16 protein-coding genes are annotated in these 18,058 nt (G+C 66.5%); 9 read left to right on the forward strand and 7 right to left on the reverse strand.

Annotated elements, in window-relative coordinates; translation table 11 throughout:
- Positions 1-49: 49 nt before the first annotated feature.
- The 4 genes from XINFAN_RS12510 to XINFAN_RS12525 are packed head-to-tail and all read right to left on the reverse strand — an operon-like array spanning position 50 to position 3,157.
- Positions 50-1,087 carry a sensor histidine kinase gene (locus tag XINFAN_RS12510; RefSeq protein WP_124087207.1) on the reverse strand — a complete coding sequence of 346 codons (1,038 nt, stop codon included), beginning with the start codon at positions 1,085-1,087 and terminating at the stop codon, positions 50-52.
- Positions 1,087-1,605 carry a gamma carbonic anhydrase family protein gene (locus XINFAN_RS12515; protein WP_124087208.1) on the reverse strand — a complete coding sequence of 173 codons (519 nt, stop codon included), beginning with the start codon at positions 1,603-1,605 and terminating at the stop codon, positions 1,087-1,089. Before XINFAN_RS12515 ends, XINFAN_RS12510 begins: the two co-directional genes overlap by 1 nt.
- Positions 1,602-2,237 carry a guanylate kinase gene (gmk, locus tag XINFAN_RS12520; protein WP_124087209.1) on the reverse strand — a complete coding sequence of 212 codons (636 nt, stop codon included), beginning with the start codon at positions 2,235-2,237 and terminating at the stop codon, positions 1,602-1,604. Before gmk ends, XINFAN_RS12515 begins: the two co-directional genes overlap by 4 nt.
- 26 nt (positions 2,238-2,263) lie before the next feature.
- Positions 2,264-3,157, reverse strand: coding sequence for a YicC/YloC family endoribonuclease (locus tag XINFAN_RS12525; protein WP_124087210.1), 894 nt, complete (start codon positions 3,155-3,157; stop codon positions 2,264-2,266).
- A 170-nt stretch (positions 3,158-3,327) separates the two neighbouring features.
- Between XINFAN_RS12525 and XINFAN_RS12530 the strand changes: the two genes are divergently transcribed.
- On the forward strand, positions 3,328-3,939 hold the full coding sequence (locus XINFAN_RS12530; protein WP_124087211.1) for a PAS domain-containing protein: 612 nt from the start codon (positions 3,328-3,330) through the stop codon (positions 3,937-3,939).
- Positions 3,940-3,996: 57 nt separating this feature from the next.
- Here XINFAN_RS12530 and XINFAN_RS12535 read toward each other — a convergent pair whose 3' ends face one another.
- Positions 3,997-5,367 carry a class II 3-deoxy-7-phosphoheptulonate synthase gene (locus tag XINFAN_RS12535; protein ID WP_124087212.1) on the reverse strand — a complete coding sequence of 457 codons (1,371 nt, stop codon included), beginning with the start codon at positions 5,365-5,367 and terminating at the stop codon, positions 3,997-3,999.
- 220 nt (positions 5,368-5,587) lie between these two features.
- Here XINFAN_RS12535 and XINFAN_RS12540 point away from each other — a divergent pair, with 220 nt between their 5' ends.
- Positions 5,588-6,613, forward strand: a complete 1,026-nt coding sequence (locus XINFAN_RS12540; RefSeq protein WP_124087213.1) for a GlxA family transcriptional regulator — start codon at positions 5,588-5,590, stop codon at positions 6,611-6,613.
- Positions 6,614-6,705: 92 nt separating this feature from the next.
- On the opposite strand, the gene XINFAN_RS12545 is transcribed toward XINFAN_RS12540, so the two are convergent.
- The gene (locus XINFAN_RS12545) at positions 6,706-7,821 is read right to left on the reverse strand and encodes a PQQ-dependent sugar dehydrogenase (RefSeq protein WP_124087214.1); all 1,116 of its coding nucleotides are present in this window, start codon (positions 7,819-7,821) and stop codon (positions 6,706-6,708) included.
- Between the two features lie 182 nt (positions 7,822-8,003).
- On the opposite strand from XINFAN_RS12545, the gene XINFAN_RS12550 reads away from it, so the two are divergent.
- The 7 genes from XINFAN_RS12550 (at position 8,004) to XINFAN_RS12580 (ending at position 14,054) form a co-directional block, all read left to right on the forward strand.
- Positions 8,004-9,206 (forward strand): ABC transporter substrate-binding protein, encoded by a 1,203-nt coding sequence (locus XINFAN_RS12550; RefSeq protein WP_124087215.1) that lies wholly within the window; start codon positions 8,004-8,006, stop codon positions 9,204-9,206.
- A gap of 118 nt (positions 9,207-9,324) precedes the next feature.
- Positions 9,325-10,104, forward strand: coding sequence for an ABC transporter ATP-binding protein (locus tag XINFAN_RS12555; RefSeq protein WP_124087216.1), 780 nt, complete (start codon positions 9,325-9,327; stop codon positions 10,102-10,104).
- The gene (locus tag XINFAN_RS12560) at positions 10,101-10,616 is read left to right on the forward strand and encodes a hypothetical protein (protein ID WP_124087217.1); all 516 of its coding nucleotides are present in this window, start codon (positions 10,101-10,103) and stop codon (positions 10,614-10,616) included. Before XINFAN_RS12555 ends, XINFAN_RS12560 begins: the two co-directional genes overlap by 4 nt.
- A gap of 3 nt (positions 10,617-10,619) precedes the next feature.
- Positions 10,620-11,333: an ABC transporter ATP-binding protein gene (locus XINFAN_RS12565; protein WP_124087218.1), complete on the forward strand. Its 714-nt coding sequence runs from the start codon at positions 10,620-10,622 to the stop codon at positions 11,331-11,333.
- 3 nt (positions 11,334-11,336) lie between these two features.
- Positions 11,337-11,738: a hypothetical protein gene (locus XINFAN_RS12570; protein ID WP_124087219.1), complete on the forward strand. Its 402-nt coding sequence runs from the start codon at positions 11,337-11,339 to the stop codon at positions 11,736-11,738.
- A 2-nt stretch (positions 11,739-11,740) separates the two neighbouring features.
- Positions 11,741-12,745 carry a branched-chain amino acid ABC transporter permease gene (locus XINFAN_RS12575; RefSeq protein ID WP_124087220.1) on the forward strand — a complete coding sequence of 335 codons (1,005 nt, stop codon included), beginning with the start codon at positions 11,741-11,743 and terminating at the stop codon, positions 12,743-12,745.
- A gap of 1 nt (position 12,746) precedes the next feature.
- Entirely contained in the window at positions 12,747-14,054 is a 1,308-nt protein-coding gene (locus XINFAN_RS12580; RefSeq protein ID WP_124087221.1) for a branched-chain amino acid ABC transporter permease, read from the forward strand.
- Between the two features lie 373 nt (positions 14,055-14,427).
- On the opposite strand, the gene XINFAN_RS12585 is transcribed toward XINFAN_RS12580, so the two are convergent.
- Positions 14,428-17,568 carry a Hint domain-containing protein gene (locus XINFAN_RS12585; RefSeq protein WP_124087222.1) on the reverse strand — a complete coding sequence of 1,047 codons (3,141 nt, stop codon included), beginning with the start codon at positions 17,566-17,568 and terminating at the stop codon, positions 14,428-14,430.
- Positions 17,569-18,058 lie beyond the last annotated feature (490 nt).

Raw genomic sequence — 18,058 nt, forward strand, 5'->3', positions numbered from 1 at the left:
CGCAAATTTCTTCGAAGAAATTTGCCAAAAATTTTCGAAAATTTTTGGTTCACCGCTCCGGCAGGATCACCGAAAAGACCGAGCCCTCGCCCTTGCGGCTGTCGATCTTCAGCCAGCCGCGATGGCGGTTGACGATATGTTTGACGATGGCCAGCCCCAGCCCGGTGCCGCCTTCGGCGCGCGAGCGGTGGCTGTCGACCCGGTAGAAGCGTTCGGTCAGCCGCGGCAGATGAACCGGGTCGATCCCCTCGCCCCGGTCCGCCACGTCGATGCGCAGCGCGGGCCCGCGCGAGGTGCTCTCCCGGCGCAGGGAAACGGTTACATCCTTGCCGCGCGCGCCGTATTTCACCGCGTTTTCCATCAGGTTGAGGAACACCTGGGTCAACTGATCGGCATCCCCGGGCACCGCCATGCCCGGCGTCATCCCCCGGATCTCGATCCGGCTGCCATGCTCTTCGGCAAGGCCGCGCACCGTCGCCGCAGCACTTGCGATGACCTGGGCCAGATCCACCCTGCCGCGCGGGCGCATGCGCTCCTCGGCCTCGACCCGGCTCAGTTGCAACAGATCGAGCACCAGCCGGTTCATCCGCCCCGCCTCGCGCTCCATGATCGCAAGGAACCGCTGCCGCGCGGCGGCGTCGTCCTTCGCCGCGGTTTGCAGCGTCTCGATGAAGCCCATCAGCGCGGTCAGCGGGGTGCGCAGCTCGTGGCTGACATTGGCGACGAATTCGCGGCGGATCGCCTCGTTCTGCGCTTCGGCGCTGATGTCGCGCATCACGCAGACCGCCGCCCCGGGGCCGAGCGCGGGCAAGGGCGAGAGGCTCACACGATACTGCGCCTCGTCCGACATGCGCAAAAGGAATTCGCGCGGCTCATGGTCCTCGCGCAGCGCCGCCACCGCATCGAGCAGGTCGGGCGCCCGCAGCGCCAGCGCCAGCTTGCGCCCCTGCGCCCCCGGCCCCAGCAGATGCAGGGCCGGCGCATTGACCGCGGCGATGGATTCGCTTTCGTCGAGCAGAAAGGCCGGCAGCGGAATCCCCGCGAGGATCTGATCCGCAAGCCCGCCGATATCCCCGGGCGGTGCCATCAGACCGGCTTCAGCCCGGCCCGGAAGCGGCGCGCATTGGCCATATAACCCTCGGCCGATTTCAGAAGCCGCGCCTGCGCCGCCTCGTCCAGCTGGCGCACCACCTTGCCCGGGCTGCCCATCACCAGACTGCCGTCGGGGATCTCTTTCCCCTCGGTGATCAGCGCGCAGGCGCCGATCAGACAGCCCTTGCCGATCTTCGCCCCGTTCAGCACCGTGGCGCCCATGCCGATCAGGCTGCCCTCGCCGATGGTGCAGCCGTGCAGCATCGCCTTGTGGCCGATGGTGCAGTTGGCGCCGATGGTCAGCGGAAAGCCCATATCGGTGTGCAGCACCGAATTTTCCTGGATGTTGGTGCCCGCGCCGATGTCGATCAGCTCGTTGTCACCGCGCAAGACCGCGCCGAACCAGACCCCCGCCCCCGCGCCCAGCCGGACCTTGCCGATCAGTTGCGCGCTTTCGGCCACCCAGGCCTCAGGGTCGATCTCGGGGGCGATACCGTCAAGCTGCCAGATCATCTTTCCTCGAACTCCCGGTTCAGCGCGCGCACGAAATCGCTCAGATCGGGCTGGCGCTCGCGTTTCAGTCTTTCCGCCACGACGATGGCTTGCAGTCTTGCGAAACATGCGTCCTGGTCGTCGTTGATCAGCACGTAATCATATTCCGCCCAATGGCTGATCTCATCCCGGCTTTTCGCCATCCGGCCCGCGATCACATCCTCGCTGTCCTGGCCGCGGGCGCGCAGTCGGCGGTCGAGTTCCAGGATCGAGGGCGGCAGGATGAAGACCGAGACCGCATCGCGGCCCAGAGCGGAATTGCGGATCTGCTGGCCGCCCTGCCAGTCGACATCGAAAAGCGTGTCGCGGCCCCCGGCCATCGCCTCTTCCACCGGGGCGCGCGGGCTGCCGTAGTGATTGCCGAACACCTCGGCATGTTCCAGCATCCCGCCCTGATCGACCAGCGCGCGAAAGCCCGCATGGTCGTGGAACCAGTAATGCACCCCGTGTTCCTCGCCCTCGCGCGGCTTGCGGGTGGTGGCGGACACCGAGAATTTCAGCGTCGGATCCCACTCCATCAGGCGTTTCGCCATGGTGGATTTCCCCGCGCCCGAGGGCGAGGAAAGGATGAGAAGAAGTCCGCGCCGTGCCATATCGCCCCCCGGGAATCGCGCCGCCGTCACTCGACGTTCTGCACCTGCTCGCGCATCTGGTCGATCACGGTTTTGAGGTCAAGCCCGATGCGGGTCAACTCGCGATCCTGGGATTTCGACAGCAAGGTATTGGCCTCGCGCAGGAATTCCTGCATCAGGAAGTCGAATTTGCGCCCCACCGGCGCAGGATCGGCCAAAAGCCCGCGCGCCGCCGCGATATGGGCGCCAAGCCGGTCGAGTTCCTCGGTCACATCGGCCTTCACGGCCAGCAGCGCCAGTTCCTGGGCGACGCGGGCCTCGTCGATGGCCTCCGCATTGACCGACAGCCGCGCCAGCGCCTCGCGCATCGCCTCGATCGCGCGCGGGCGTCGGGCCTCTGCCGCCGCCCCCGCGGCCGCGACCAGCCGGGTGATGCTTTCGACCTGGGCGCCGATCACCCCTTGCAGCGCCTGCCCCTCGGCCGCGCGCATAGCGTGGAACCCGGCGATCAGCGCCGGCAGATCGGCCAGCAGCGCGCCGCGCAGGCCGGAGGTGTCCTCGTCCCCCACATTGCTTTCCATCACCCCGCGCATCGAGAGCACATCGGCCCCCGTCGGCTGCGCCAGCGTCACCCCCGCCGCCATCGCCGCCTGTTCCACGCGCGCCAGCGCCGCCAGCGCGGCATCGAGCGCGGGCAGGCTGATACGGGGCTGCGAAGCCGCGCCCTCCTCGCGTGAGACCCGGAGCGTCAGGCTGACATTCCCGCGCCCGAGCGCCTTTTGCAGCTCGGCGCGCAAGGCGATCTCCAGCCCGTCGATCCAGTCGGGCACCCGCAGCCGCAGATCCAGCCCCTTGCCGTTGACCGAGCGGATATCCCAGGTCCAGGCGTAACCCAGAGCCGCGCCGCGCCCCGCGGCGAATCCCGTCATCGAAATCGTCACACCGAATACTCCTGCCCCGAAACCCGCGCCCTTCCGGCACCCGAGTTCCCTATACTTTCCGCCCCCGCGCAAGGGCAGATCCCACGGATCTTTACCATTTCTTAAGATTTCCGCCCATCGCCCCCGAATTTCCCCTATAGTCAAAGGAACAGTAAGCCCCCGGAGGAAACATGCCGTTCAGAGCGGAAGAGGCCAATCCCGCCGCCCCGCCCCGGTTCCAGAGCCTGCAACGCCTCCGCGCCTATTGGGAGGCGCTGACAGATGAATGCGGCGGCCCGCCCGAGGCATCGAGGCTGGATCCGCGCGGCCTCGCCCCGGCTTTGTCCGAGGTGTTCCTTGGCGAAAGGATAGGCCGGGGGCTCGTGCGGCTGCGCATCGCGGGACAGAGCGTTTCGGCGCTCGCGGGGCTGGACATGCAGGGCCTGCCGCTGTCCTCGCTGTTTCTGCCCGCCGCGCGGCCGGCGCTGGCCGATACAATCGAGCGCGTCTTCACCCATACGGCGGCGGTCGAGATGCAGCTTCAGGCCGAGACCGGCATCGGCCGCCCGCCGCTGGAAGCGCGTCTGCTGCTGCTGCCGCTCGCGGCCCCCGCTTACGGCCCCGCCGCCGTCCTGGGCTGTCTGTCCAGCCATGGCGCTCCGGGCCGGGCACCGCGCCGCTTCACCGTGATCCGGGTGAGCGAGGAACGCCAGGCCCCGCCGCCCGAAACCGCGCCCGAAGCCCCGACCGGGGCGGGGCTGCCCGCGCGGCACGGGCTGCGGCTGGTGCATTCCACCGGCTGAGCAAACGAAAAGGCCCGCCGGATCGGCGGGCCTTTCGCTTGTGGGATCGCCCGGGCCTTACAGCGCCACGCGCCGCGCCTCGTCGCGCTGGCGGGTCAGCTCCTCGGCCACGAGGAAGGCAAGCTCCAGCGACTGCGAGGCATTGAGCCGCGGGTCGCAGGCGGTATGGTAGCGGTCGGCCAGATTCTCGTCGGAAACCGCGCGCAGACCGCCGGTGCATTCGGTCACATCCTGGCCGGTCATCTCGAAATGCACGCCGCCGGGGATGGTGCCCTCGGCCTTGTGGATCTGGAAGAACTCGCGCACCTCGCGCAGCACCGAATCGAAGGGCCGGGTCTTGTAGCCCGAGGCCGCCTTGATCGTGTTGCCGTGCATCGGATCGCAGGACCAGACCACATTGGCGCCCTCTTCCTGCACCGCTTTGATCAGCCGCGGCAGGTTCTCGCCCACCTTGCCGGCGCCGAAACGCGCGATCAGCGTCAGGCGGCCCGGCTCGTTCTCCGGGTTCAGCTTCGCCATCAGCACCTTCAGATCCTGCGCCGTGGTCGAGGGGCCGCATTTCAGCCCGATCGGATTCAGCACACCGCGGCAGAATTCGACATGGGCGCCGTCGGGCTGGCGGGTGCGGTCGCCGATCCAGATCATATGGCCCGACCCCGCCACCGGCTGGCCGGTGATGGAATCGACCCGGCAGAGCGCCTCTTCATATTCCAGCAGCAGCGCCTCGTGGCTGGTGTAGAACTCCACCACCGCCAGTTCCGGCGCGGTGAGCGAGGTCACCCCGGCCGCATTCATGAAATCCAGCGCGTCCGAGATCCGGTTCGCCATCTCGCGGTAGCGCTCGGCCTTGTCATGTTCGGCAAAGCCCAAAGTCCAGGAATGCACCCGGTGGATATCGGCGAAGCCGCCGGTCGAGAAGGCGCGCAGCAGGTTCAGCGAGGCCGCGGCCTGGGTATAGGCTTGCAGCATCCGGTTCGGATCGGGGATCCGCGCCGCATGGGTGGCCTCGAACCCGTTGATGATGTCGCCGCGGTAGCTGGGATATTCCACCCCCCCGATCATCTCGGTCGGGGCCGAGCGCGGCTTGGCGAACTGCCCCGCCATCCGGCCGACCTTGATCACCGGCACCTTGGCGCCATAGGTCAGCACCACCGCCATCTGCAACATCACCCGGAAGGTGTCGCGAATATTGTCGGCGGAGAATTCCGCGAAGCTCTCGGCGCAGTCGCCGCCCTGAAGGAGGAACGCCTTGCCCTCGCCCGCCAGCGCCAGCTGTTTCTTCAGCCGCCGCGCCTCGCCCGCGAAGACCAGCGGCGGATATTGGCCAAGCTGCGCCTCGACCGCATTCAGCGCGGCCGCATCGGGATAATCGGGCATCTGAACCCGCGGCAGGGCCCGCCAGTCCGATTTCTTCCAGCCCTTTGTCATGGCGCGCGTCTCCGAATGGTTGGTCTCACCGCTTTCTCGCGCTTCAGCCTATACGCCCGACCGCCCGCCGATGCAAAGCCCCGATGGAACCCCGCCGCAACAGCAGACACGACAGCAGCCGCGCCGGGGGCCGCGCGCCCCCTTGCGCAGGGCTGGAATTTCCGCTTCCATTGCGATTAAACGACATGAAATGGTCGCTTCCACAAAAGGTCCGCACCCTATGCCCAGCCCCATGCGCAAGGCGTCTCAAACCATTGGCGAGACCGGGCCGCGCCGCTTCGTGTTCCTGCTGCTGGACCGTTTCACGCTGCTCGCCTTCGCCTCGGCGATCGAGCCTTTGCGCATCGCCAACCGCGTCGCCGGGCGCGAGATCTATTCCTGGGTGCTGGCGGGCGAAGGCGGCGAGACCGCGACCTGCTCGAACGGCACCGCCTTCCGGCTGGACATCGGGCTTGAAGAGATCAGCCGCGACGACGTGCTGCTGATCTGCGGCGGCATCGACGTGCAGCGCGCCACCACCAAGGCGGTGGTCAGCTGGCTGCGGCGCGAGGCGCGGCGCGGGGTGACGATGGGCGGGCTCTGCACCGGCGCCTATGCCATGGCGCGGGCGGGGCTGCTCGACGGCAAGCGCGCCACCATCCACTGGGAGAACCAGGACGGCTTCCTCGAAGAGTTCGAGGAGGTGCGGCTGACGAAATCGGTCTTCGTGATGGACGGCAGCCGCTGGAGCACGGCGGGCGGCACCTCTTCCCTCGATCTGATGCTGAAGGTGATCGCCGCCGATCACGGCGAGACGCTCGCGAATACCGTGGCCGATCAGCTGATCTACAACGCGATCCGCACCGACCAGGACACGCAGCGCCTGTCGATCCCCACCCGGATCGGCGTGCGCCACCCCAAGCTGAGCCAGGTCATCCAGATGATGGAAGGCAATATCGAGGATCCGCTCTCGCCCGCCGATCTGGCCGACAAGGTCGGCATGTCCACCCGCCAGCTGGAGCGGCTGTTCCGCCGCTACCTCAACCGCTCGCCCAAACGCTATTATATGGAATTGCGGCTGCAAAAGGCGCGCAACCTGCTGATGCAGACCGATATGTCGGTGATCAACGTGGCGCTGGCCTGCGGCTTCGCCTCGCCCTCGCATTTCTCGAAATGCTACCGGGCGCATTACTCGACCACCCCCTACCGCGAGCGCGGCACCCAAAGCGGCCCGCCCGGCGCCCCCCCGGTGCGCCTGTCGATCTGAGGGTCACCCCCTCAGGCTCATTTTCTGTCTCTAAATATCCCCGCGCGGCGCGCAAGCCCCGCCCGCGGGGCTCATCTGTTTCCCGCCAGCCGTCACTCGACCGGGGCCATCCGGTAGAGCGCGCCGCGCTCCTCCGACAGGAACCAGATCGCGCCGTCCGGCCCCTCGCGGATGTCGCGCACCCGCAGCGTCTCGTCCGAGGCGATGCGCTCCTCGGCCCAGCCGGTCGCTGCCGCCGCATCCGGGTCCAGCCGCGAGATGAAATCCGATTTCAGCGAGCCGGTGAAGACATCGCCCCGCCACCCGGGCACCAGGGCGCCGGAATAGACCATCAGCCCCGAAGGCGCGATCGAGGGATCCCAGTAATGCAGCGGCTGCTCCATACCTTCCGCATGGGTGCCGGTGCCGATCCGGCGGCCGTTGTAATTCACCCCGTAAGAGATCACCGGCCAGCCGTAGTTCAGGCCCTCGGCCGCCAGATTGATCTCATCGCCGCCCTTCGCGCCATGTTCGACGATCAGAAGCCCGCCATCGGGCATCATCAGCGCCGCGCCCTGGATGTTGCGGTGGCCGATGGACCAGACGCCTGCGCGCCAGCCCTCGCGCACCGTCGCGGGGCTGCCGTCGGGGTTCAGATGCACGACCGAGCCGACCGACAGCGCGGGATCCTGCGCCTCCTGCCCGCCCGGGCCGGTGCCGCGGTCGCCGAGCGTGACAAACACGCTGCCATCCGCGGCCCCGACCAGGCGCGCGCCGAAATGGCGGCTCGCGGGCAGGCTCTCGCCGGTGAACAGGGTCTCGAACCCCTCAAGGGCCAGGAAATCCTCGGAAAGCCGCCCCCGCCCGGCCATGCTGGCCAGCCCCTCTCCGCTGCGGCCCGCCCAGGTCAGCCAGATCTCGCGGCTTTGCGCGAAATCCGCGGCCACCATCACGTCCAGAAGCCCGCCCTGGCCCAGAGCCGCCACCTCGGGCAGGCCCGCGATCTCCTGCGCCGCGCCCTCGTTCAGGCGCAGAAGCCGCCCGCCGCGTTCGGTGATCAGCAGGCTGCCGTCGGGCAGGAAGGCCAGCGCCCAGGGGGTGTCCAGCCCGTCGGCGATGCGGCGGATCTCCATCTCCCCCGCCGAGGTCGCCACCACCGTATCGGCCCGCGCCACCCCCGGCAGGCTGAGCATCACGGCGGCGAAAACGGCGGGGACAAGGCGGGACATGCGGGGCTCCGGTCTGATACGGTTACCCTTCCGACATAGGAGACGCCCGCGCCCCCCGCCAGGCAAGGCTGCGGCAATCCGGCAGGAAATCGCCGTAACGGCAGGTTTTATCCGTGCTTTTCTTTTGATCACGTCGTCGCTAGTTTGATCCTCAGGATCTCGATCCAACCAGGGAGATGTCTATGAAAAAATTCCTTATGGCCACCGCGGCCTGCGCGCTTTCTGCCGGCGCGGCTTCGGCCGAGGACGTGAAGATCGGCGTTCTGCTCGGCTTCACCGGCCCCATTGAGACCATCGCGCCAAATATGGCCACCGCCGTGGAAATGGCGATCAAAGAGGTCAACGACTCGGGCAAGGCCGCCAACGGCTGGACCTTCTCGGCCGCGCGCGCGGATTCGACCTGCATCGACGCCGCCGCCGCCAGCTCCGCGGCCGAGCGGCTGGTCACCTCGGATGGGGTGAAGGGCATCGTCGGCGCCGACTGCTCGGGCGTGACCCGTGCGGTGCTGGCCAATGTCGCCATCCCGAACGGCGTGGTGATGATCTCGCCCTCGGCCACCTCGCCCGCGCTGACCGACGACCCCGACGACGGGCTGTTCTTCCGCACCGTGCCCTCGGACGCCCGCGAAGGCGTGATCATGGCCGATGTGCTGGCCGACCGCGGCGTGAAGTCGATCGCCATCTCCTATTCCAACTCCGACTATGGCAAGGGCCAGGCCGATGCGATCGCGGCGGCCTTCCAGGCCAAGGGCGGCACCATCACCATCAACGCCAGCCATGACGACGGCAAGCCCGACTATTCGGCCGAGGTCGCGGCGCTGGCCGCAGCGGGCGGCGAGGTTCTGGTCGTCGCGGGCTATGTCGACCAGGGCGGCCGCGGCATCATCCAGGCCTCCGTCGACACCGGCGCCTTCACCACCTTCGGCCTGCCGGGCGGCATGTTCGGGGAATCGCTGACCGAAGCCATCGGCGAGCCGCTGGAAGGGTCCTACGGCCAGCACCCGTCCTCGGACGCCGAGGGCTACCAGACCTATCTGGACATGGCGACCGCCAACGATCCCTCGTTCGACGGCTCGACCAATTTCGCGCCGAACTCCTACGACGCGGCCGCGCTGATCATCCTTGCGATGCAGGCGGCGAATTCCACCGATCCCAAGGTCTACAAAGACAAGATCATGGAAGTCGCCAACGGCCCCGCCGACGGCTCGGGCGAGAAGATCAATCCGGGCGAGCTGGGCAAGGCGCTGGAACTGATCGCCGCGGGCACCCCGATCGATTACGAGGGCGCGACCGGCGTGACGCTGCTGGAAGGCGGCGATGTCACCGGGCGCTACCGCGAATACGAAATCAGGGACGGCAAGTGGGAAACCGTGCAGTTCCGCTGACCTTTCGTCACGCTTGACAAAAGCGGCAGGTCCGTTCATCGGGCCTGTCGCAACAATTGATGCCCGCCCCGCCGCATCGACGGCATAAAAACAAGGGCGGCGTTTCGGGGGAAACCTAATGATCCGGGTTGAGAACCTTCACCGGCATTTTGGCGGTTTTCATGCCGTTGACGGTGCCACCCTGTCGATCCGCAAGGGCACGATCACCGGGCTGATCGGCCCGAACGGTGCCGGAAAATCCACCCTTTTCAACGTGATCGCCGGGCGGCTGCCGCCGACCTCGGGCCGGGTGTTCATGGGCGAGGAAGAGATCACCGGCCTGCCCCCGCACGAATTGTTCCACAAGGGCCTGCTCAGAACCTTCCAGATCGCGCATGAATTCGGCTCGATGACAGTGCGCGAGAATCTGATGATGGTGCCCGCGAACCAGTCGGGCGAGCATCTGTGGAACGCGCTGTTCTCGCGCGGGAAGATCCGCGACGAGGAAAAGCGCCTGCGCGAGAAGGCCGACGAAGTGCTGGACTTTCTGACCATCAGCCATATCGCCGACAACCGCGCCTCGGACATTTCCGGCGGCCAGAAGAAGCTGGTGGAACTGGGCCGCACCATGATGGTCGATGCGAAGATCGTCTTTCTCGACGAGGTGGGCGCCGGGGTGAACCGGACGCTGCTGAACACCATCGGCGACGCCATCGTCCGGCTGAACCGCGAACGCGGCTATACGTTCTGCGTGATCGAGCACGACATGGATTTCATCGGCCGCTTCTGCGACCCGGTGATCTGCATGGCCGAGGGCAAGGTGCTGGCCGAAGGCACCATCGACGAGGTGAAGAACGACGAGCGCGTGATCGAGGCCTATCTGGGCCGCGGGCTGAAGAACAAGGTGGTCGGCGCATGAGCTTTCGCCCCGTTCTGGCGGGCGCGCTCGCGCTGATCGCCGCGCCCGCCCTGGCTTGTCAGCCGCTGACCCGCCATTTCGGGATCTGCGCCGAAGACACGCCCTGGGAAAACGGGATCTGGGAATCCGCCGGCGACAGCGACACGCTCCGGCTGGGAGATTTCGCTTATGAGGGGTTCGAGGATTACCTCGGCCACAACCCGGAACAAAGCATTGAAACAGAACGAGAAACGCTGATCTCTGAATGGCAGGACACCCTTGTCGCCATCCATGCTCTGGACAGTTTCGACACGCCGGATCTGCATCTGGTGCGGCTGATCGCCAGCCGTGCCTGGCCCGATGAGCCCGGGTTCATCGAGGCGACGATGATCGCCGGGGCCAAAGAGCGGCCCGGCCTGCGGCTGATGCTGCGCGTCACCGCCCCCGCTGATACCACGCCCGCCGAACTCGATACGCTGTCGCGCAGCTATGCCGGGCTGATCCGCCCCGCCGCCCCGCAGGAAGGCAACTGACCCATGGCTCATCCCTTCCTCATCGGCGAGAACATGACCGGCGGCTACGGCGCGGTCGATATCCTGCATTCCTGCACCCTCGCGGTGGAAAAGGGCGAGATCGCGGTGATCGTCGGCCCGAACGGCGCCGGGAAATCCACCGCGATGAAGGCGGTGTTCGGGATGCTGAAACTGCGCCAGGGCTCGGTGCGGCTGAACGGCGAGGACATCTCCCGGCTGTCGCCGCAGGCCCGCGTGCGCAAGGGCATGGGGTTCGTGCCGCAGACCCAGAACATCTTCACCTCGATGACGGTCGAGGAGAACCTGGAGATGGGCGCCTTCATCCGCGAGGACGAAGGTATCCAGGACACCATGGCCCAGATCTACGACCTGTTCCCGATCCTCAAGGAAAAGCGCCACCAGGCCGCGGGCGAGCTTTCGGGCGGCCAGCGCCAGCAGGTGGCCGTGGGCCGCGCGCTGATGACCCGGCCGCAGGTCCTGATGCTGGACGAGCCGACCGCGGGCGTCTCGCCCATCGTGATGGACGAGCTGTTCGACCGCATCATCGAGATCGCGCGCAGCGGAATCTCGATCCTGATGGTCGAGCAGAACGCCCGCCAGGCCCTTGAAATCGCGGACAAAGGTTACGTCCTCGTGCAAGGCGCCAACCGCTACAGCGACACCGGCAAGGCGCTTCTCGCCGACCCCGAGGTCCGCAAATCCTTCCTGGGGGGCTGAGCCATGGACCGGCTGATTACAGCCAGCATCGCCGCCCTTTCCTCGGCCGCACCGCCCGCGCTGGCCGGCGATCTGCTGTGCGAGCGCGAACAGATCTGCTCGGGCCCCGGGACCTGCCGCAGCCTTCCCGCGGGCGATCCCGCGAGGCTGGTGGAGATCCGGGGCTTCGACACCGACGCCCCCTCTGTCCTGTCCGGCGGCGAAGAAACCCGGCTGCGGCCCCGAAAGCAGCGGGTTCCCGACCTGCGCCATAGGGACGGGCGCAGCCCGGACGGCGCCGAACTGACCGTCATGTGGATGAGAACGCATTACACCTATTTCTCCATCGAACAGAAGGTTGCGGATGGCACGACATTCTCCTCGTCCGGCTCCTGCCTTCTGCGCCACAGCGATCCGGTGAGCTGACAATGGACCTTCTCAACGCGCTTGTCGCTTTCGCCAATTTCGTCCTCGTTCCCGGGCTGACCTATGGCAGCCAGCTTGCGCTCGGCGCGCTCGGGGTGACGCTGATCTTCGCGGTGCTGCGGTTCTCGAACTTCGCCCATGGCGACACCATGGCCTTCGGCACGGTGATGGCGATCCTGTTCACATGGCTGTTGCAGTCCTGGGGGATCAGTGCAGGGCCGCTGCCGACGGCGCTTCTCGCCCTGCCCCTCGCCATCGCAACGACCGCGCTGATGGTGCTGGGCACCGACCGGGTGGTCTACCGCTTTTACCGCCGCCAGAAGGCGCGGCCGATCATTCTGATGATCGCCTCGGTCGGCGTGATGTTCGTGATGAACGGCGTGGTGCGGATGATCCTCGGCACCCGCGAGGTGAAATTCGACGACGGCGCGCGCTTCCTGCTGGCGCCCGCCGATTTCCGCGCCACGACCGGGCTGGCCGAGCCGCTGGCGATCCGCACCACCCAGGCGGTTTCCGTCGTGGTGGCGGTGCTTTGTGTGGCGGCGCTGTTCTGGTTCCTCAACCGCACCCGCACGGGGAAATCGATGCGGGCGTTTTCCGACAACGAGGATCTGGCGCTTCTGTCGGGGATCAATCCCGACCGCGTGGTCATGGTGACCTGGATCATCGCCGGGGCGCTGGCGACCATCGCGGGCACGCTTTACGGGCTGGACAAGAATTACCGCGTCTTCGTCTATTTCGGCATGCTGCTGCCGATCTTCGCCTCGGCCATCGTCGGCGGCCTCGGCTCGCCGATCGGCGCGATCCTGGGCGGTTTCGTGATCGCGTTTTCCGAAATCCTCGTCACCAATGCCTGGCGCAAGATCCTGTCCTATCTGGTGCCGGAAAGCTGGCTGGGCGAAGGGCTGTGGCAGGCCCTGTCCACCGATTACAAGGTGGCGGTCAGCTTCGTCATTCTGATCATCGTGCTTCTGGTGAAGCCGAACGGCATCATGGGGGGCAAGTGAGATGAGCGGCACCATGCGCAATCTTTCGCTTTTCGCGGGCGTCGCGATGCTTTTCGTGCTGACCGGCGTGTTCCAGAGCTGGAACCTCAGCCTCAACATCCTGAACCTCGCGCTGCTGTCGGCGATCATGGCGATCGGGGTGAACATCCAGTGGGGCTATGCCGGGCTGTTCTCGGCTGGGATCGTCGGCTCGGTGGCGCTTGGCGGGCTGGGGGTGGCGCTGATCTCGGGCAAGCCCGCCGCCGGGGCATGGGCTGCGGGCACCCCGCGCATCGCCGCGGCGCTGGCCTTTGCCGCGGTTGCCATCGCGCTGGCGGTCTGGATGCAGCGCAAACTGCCGAAAGGCACCAGCCGCAGCCTTGCCACCATCCTGTTCCTGGTCGTCGCCTTCTTCATCTACCGGGGCCTGCTCGATCCGGCGGTGCTGGCGGTCGAGGCCAACAATTCCGCCCAGGCCGGGCATATCGGCGGGCTGGGGCTGAACTCGCTCTGGGCCTGGCCGGTCGGGGCCGCGCTGGCCGCGGCGGCGGCCTGGGTGATCGGCAAGGTCGCCCTTGGCCTGCGCGAGGATTACCTCGCCATCGCCACGCTCGGCATCGGCGAGATCATCATCGCGGTTCTCAGGAACGAGGACTGGCTGGCGCGCGGCGTCAAGAACCTGATCGACCTGCCGCGCCCCTGGCCGGTGCCCTATGAGATCAGCCTCCAGGCCGACCCGGATTTCGTCGGCCGGGTGACGGCGGCGGGGCTGGATCCGGTGGCGACATCGGCGATCACGGTGAAGCTGATCTATGCCGCGCTGTTCACCCTGGTGCTGCTGACGCTGGTCTGGCTGTGCGAGCGGGCGCTGAACAGCCCCTGGGGCCGCATGGTCCGCGCCATCCGCGACAACGAGATCGCCGCCGGGGCGATGGGAAAACACGTCAAGTTCCGCCATTTGCAGATCTTCATCATCGGCTCGGCGGTGGTGGGTCTGGCGGGAGCGATGATGACCTCGCTCGACGGCCAGCTGACGCCGACCAGCTATACCCCCTTGCGCTTCACCTTCCTGATCTGGGTGATGGTGATCGTCGGCGGCTCGGGCAACAACTGGGGCGCGATCCTCGGCGGCGTGCTGATCGGCTGGCTCTATCTGGCGGTGGAGTTCCTCGGGCCGCAGATGATGGGTTACATCACCGCGGGCCTGCCCTCGGGCGAGCTGAAGACCCGGCTGGCGGAATCGGCGGCACATATGCGGCTGCTGACGCTCGGCGCGATCATGCTGGTGGTGCTGCGTTTCGCCCCGCGCGGGCTGATCCCCGAGAAATGACGCCCTGACCGGCTTCGGGATGCCGGCGTCAGGAGGCTGGCGCAACAGCGCCGGCAATCCTCTTCGAGGGATTGCGATCTGCCGGGATCATCACTCCCCGCGACATTCTGCGATCATGCCAGAGCCTTAGATCCGGGCCCGGGTCCGGCAGGTCCGCTCCGACAATTTTCTTCGAAGAAAATTGCCAAAATCCTTGGAAGGATTTTGGTCGCCGTGGCCTGCGGCAGAGCATCCGATCCTGCCGGGCAGAGACGGCTGCAACAGACGGGCTCCGCCTGCGAAACAAAAGAAAAGAGGCCCCGACCGGGGCCTCTTTCCCTCTCATCCGGTGCCGTATGGCACCGGATTCGCTGCATAACCGCAATAATGGGGATCAGCGCGCCAGAAGTCTGGCCTCGTGGCGCTTCAGCGTGCGGCGGGCGGCCTGATAGCCCTCCAGCCCTGCATCGGTCTTCAGCTCGGGGAAGAGTTCGAAGATCTCGTTCCTTTGCGCATTGCCCATGCCCTTCAGCGTATAGTCGCCGGGCTGGAAGCTCTCGGTCCAGGCGCCGTTCGACAGCACCACCTCGTGACGGTCGCACATGAAATGGATGTAGCTGACGCCGATCGATTCCACCGCATGGATGCCTTTCGCCCCCACCAGATGCTTGGCCGCGACCAGCACCTCATGCTCGTCGAAGTAAAGCTGGGTGCGGTCGTTCGCCACCAGCAGCCGGTGGTTGGGCGAGACCAGCATATCGCGTTCCGGCAGGCCGTTCCCCAGGCTGTGCGCCCGGACCAGCACCGGCTGGAGATGGCGGTTGAGCCGCAGCTCCTGGCCCGAGAGCGCCTTCTCGCCGATCCAGCGGATTTCCTGGATGCCGTTGTCGCGGGTGATCACCCGGTCGCCCGCGCGCAGTTCCTCGACCGGCACCTCGCCCTTCGGCGTCGCGATCAGCGTGCCGGGGGTGAAGCAGGGGATGACATGCTCGATATTGCGGAAATCGAGCGTGCCGACCGGATTGCGGTCGTCGTCGAAGAAGGTGACGCGGCCGTTCTCGGGATTGTCAGGATCGTAGTCGATCCGCAGCGGGCCCGCGCCGGAAAGGTCGAGCGTGTCGTAATCGTCGCCCTCCTCGCTGCCGTCGATATAGGTATTGGAGCCGGTCGGCCGGCCGTCGAGGATGATCAGATCGCGGTCGGCGCCGCCGAAGACGGTATCGCCGCCGCTGGCATGGATCGTGTCGTTGCCGGCGCCGCCGAAGAGGACGTTCTCGCCCTCACCACCGTCGAGCAGATCCGCGCCCTCGCCGCCGAACAGCGTGTCGTTGCCCGCACCACCGTAGAGGACATCGTCGCCCTCGTCGCCGAACAGCACGTCGTCGCCCTCGCCGCCGTACAGCGTGTCGTTGCCGGTGCCGCCGTAGAGCGTATCATTGCCGGTGCCGCCGTTCAGCAGATCGTCGCCCGCATCGCCGTGCAGGATGTCATTGCCCTCATCCCCGTTCAGCGTGTCGTTCCCGTCGCCGCCGAACAACTGATCGTTGTCGATCCCGCCGAACAGCAGATCGTCGCCCGCATCGCCATAGAGCGTGTCGTTGTCGTCGCGGCCGTAGATCGTGTCGTTGCCGTCGCCCCCGTAGAGCAGATCGGTGTTGTTGTTGGGGCGCAGGTCGCGATCGTCGGGGATGTCGAGTATTTCGCCGAAACGCTCGTCGAGCCCGCCGAAGATCAGATCGTCGCCGGCACCGCCGTAGATCGTATCGGCACCCTCGTTGCCGATCAGCGTGTCGTCGCCATCGCCGCCATAGACCAGATCGGCATCCCAGCCCGCATCGACGAAATCATTGCCGTCACCGGCATAGATCGTATCGGCATCGTCGCCGGTAAGGATCGTATCGTTGCCCGCGCCGCCATAGACCAGATCGCGGTCGTTCTCCGGGTCGGGATCGGCCCCGTAATAGCCGGGATAGTCGATATCCGGCAGCGGATTGTTGCTGCCCGAGGTATCGATGTAATCATCGCCGTCGCCGCCGTAGACGGTGTCGCTGCCGTCGCCGCCGATGATCGTGTCATTGCCGGCATCGCCGTGCAGCACATCGTCGCCCGGTCCGCCATAGATCAGATCGTCGCCATCTCCGCCATAGACGGTATCGTCGCCCTCGCCCGCGCGCACGGTGTCATTGCCGGCGCCGGCATAGATCCGGTCGTCGTCCGGCCCGTCGCCCGGAATGAGCGCATCGCCGCCGTCCACCCGGTCGCCGTCGGGATCGACATAGCCGGTGTCGATCAGATCGTCGCCATCGGTGCCGGTGACGATGCCGTCGCGGGCGCCCGGAGTGACCTCGACGAAGATCGTCGCGGTGTCGGAGCCGCCGTTGCCGTCGCTGATCTCATATTGAATCTCGGCGGTGCCGGTGAAGCCCGGAGCCGGCGTGAAGCGGATCGAGCCGTCGGTCAGCACATCGACCGTGCCCTGGCCGCTGACCGGGGTGCCGGTGATGCTCAGCGTGTCGCCGTCGACATCGGTGTCGTTCGCCAGCGGGAACAGCACCACCGGCGTGCCCGCCGTGGTCGAGCCGTGGTCGTCGTTCGCCACCGGGTCGTCATTGACCGGGGTCACGGTGACCGTGACCGTCGAGGTCGCGGTCAGCCCGTCGGCATCGGTGATCTCGTAAGTGATCGTATCGGTGCCGTTGTAATCGGGGTTGGGCACATAGGTCAGACGGCCGTCCGTGCCGATGGTGACGGTGCCGTTCCCGGCCGTGGCGCCGGTGACGGTCAGCGGCTGGCCCTCGGGGTCGGTATCATTGGCCAGCACGTCGATGACGACGCTGCCATCCTCGACCACTTCGGCGGTGTCGGGATTGGCGACCGGCGGCTCGGGGGTGACGGTGTTGTCCACCGTGTCCGAGATCCAGAAATGACCGACCGTGCCCTCGAAATGTTCGGTGATCTCCGGATGCTGCGAGCCGGTCGCGGTCTCCTGGCTGCCGCCCAGAACCCAGGGCTGGCCGTTGCCGGCCATTTCCATGGTCAGATCGGACGGCACATCGGCGCTGTGGCTGCCGCCGGTGGTCACGTTCGAGATATTGAGCTGGCCGCCGGTGCCGCCCTGATCCCAGGAATAGGTCAGGTCGATCTGATCGCCGGGGCTGAAAAAGCCCGGTCCGGTGGTGAATACGGTGGAATCGCCCGCGGTCTCATGGGTCACCACGACCGCGCCGTCGGGTGTCACCTCGATGCGGAAGCTGCCCTGGTTCTCGCCGACGCTGTCGCGCGAGGCCACGGTCTGCGGACAGCGCGGGTTGGTGTCCGTGGGGGTGAAGCTGATCCCCAGGGTGCCGCTGTCGAGCTGGAATTCCTGCGAGGGGAAGATCTTGGCATAGGCCGAGTCACCGTCGAGGCTGAGCACCCCCCCGCCGGTATGGGCGCCGTCATAGAGATAGCCGTCCTGAGGGCCGTTGCCCAAAGCCTCATCACGCAGCCAGCTGGACGACGATTCGTCAAAGTTGAAAAGGGCGAAAACCGGCATTTCTTTTCCTCGTCATCCGGGCCGCGATAAAACGCGGGCCTGTCTCCCAATCAGTGACCGGAGCTCTGCTCCGGCAACAACCTTGGCAACGGGTCCGAATCGCAGGGGTAAGACCCTAGCGAACCCGCCGGATGGAGGTGATGGGATGAGGGGGATGCCGGTCCCAATAAAAGACCAACCCGTAAAAACTACGGACAAACCGGAAAACCGGAAACGGCAGCACTCTCGTCACCCAAAGGTGCCTTGCGGCACACCACCAACATACGACCGCCCCCACGGCCCATACGCTTGCAGTTGACATGATTCATTTAGCCCTCGTTTACCCCGGAGTGAAGCAGAAAAGGGCAGGATTAAGGTAATCCTGGGTTGCAAGCCGGGCCATCCGGCCGCCGCCGCAAACGGCTGTGACCGCAGAACAGATGGCATTCGTTTCCAGAACATTGCCAGTTCCGCCCGGGCTTTCCGGTAAAACAGACATGTTTACGCCGGT

Source organism: Pseudogemmobacter humi, assembly GCF_900609055.1.
GTDB lineage: Bacteria > Pseudomonadota > Alphaproteobacteria > Rhodobacterales > Rhodobacteraceae > Pseudogemmobacter > Pseudogemmobacter humi.

Bases quoted from the DNA above. Each gene is read 5' to 3' on its own strand.
- XINFAN_RS12510 (WP_124087207.1), bottom strand. From the start codon at position 1,087: ATGGCACCGCCCGGGGATATCGGCGGGCTTGCGGATCAGATCCTCGCG.
- XINFAN_RS12515 (WP_124087208.1), bottom strand. From the start codon at position 1,605: ATGATCTGGCAGCTTGACGGTATCGCCCCCGAGATCGACCCTGAGGCC.
- gmk (WP_124087209.1), bottom strand. From the start codon at position 2,237: ATGGCACGGCGCGGACTTCTTCTCATCCTTTCCTCGCCCTCGGGCGCG.
- XINFAN_RS12530 (WP_124087211.1), top strand. From the start codon at position 3,328: ATGCCGTTCAGAGCGGAAGAGGCCAATCCCGCCGCCCCGCCCCGGTTC.
- XINFAN_RS12535 (WP_124087212.1), bottom strand. From the start codon at position 5,367: ATGACAAAGGGCTGGAAGAAATCGGACTGGCGGGCCCTGCCGCGGGTT.
- XINFAN_RS12540 (WP_124087213.1), top strand. From the start codon at position 5,588: ATGCCCAGCCCCATGCGCAAGGCGTCTCAAACCATTGGCGAGACCGGG.
- XINFAN_RS12545 (WP_124087214.1), bottom strand. From the start codon at position 7,821: ATGTCCCGCCTTGTCCCCGCCGTTTTCGCCGCCGTGATGCTCAGCCTG.
- XINFAN_RS12550 (WP_124087215.1), top strand. From the start codon at position 8,004: ATGAAAAAATTCCTTATGGCCACCGCGGCCTGCGCGCTTTCTGCCGGC.
- XINFAN_RS12555 (WP_124087216.1), top strand. From the start codon at position 9,325: ATGATCCGGGTTGAGAACCTTCACCGGCATTTTGGCGGTTTTCATGCC.
- XINFAN_RS12560 (WP_124087217.1), top strand. From the start codon at position 10,101: ATGAGCTTTCGCCCCGTTCTGGCGGGCGCGCTCGCGCTGATCGCCGCG.
- XINFAN_RS12565 (WP_124087218.1), top strand. From the start codon at position 10,620: ATGGCTCATCCCTTCCTCATCGGCGAGAACATGACCGGCGGCTACGGC.
- XINFAN_RS12570 (WP_124087219.1), top strand. From the start codon at position 11,337: ATGGACCGGCTGATTACAGCCAGCATCGCCGCCCTTTCCTCGGCCGCA.
- XINFAN_RS12575 (WP_124087220.1), top strand. From the start codon at position 11,741: ATGGACCTTCTCAACGCGCTTGTCGCTTTCGCCAATTTCGTCCTCGTT.
- XINFAN_RS12580 (WP_124087221.1), top strand. From the start codon at position 12,747: ATGAGCGGCACCATGCGCAATCTTTCGCTTTTCGCGGGCGTCGCGATG.
- XINFAN_RS12585 (WP_124087222.1), bottom strand. From the start codon at position 17,568: ATGCCGGTTTTCGCCCTTTTCAACTTTGACGAATCGTCGTCCAGCTGG.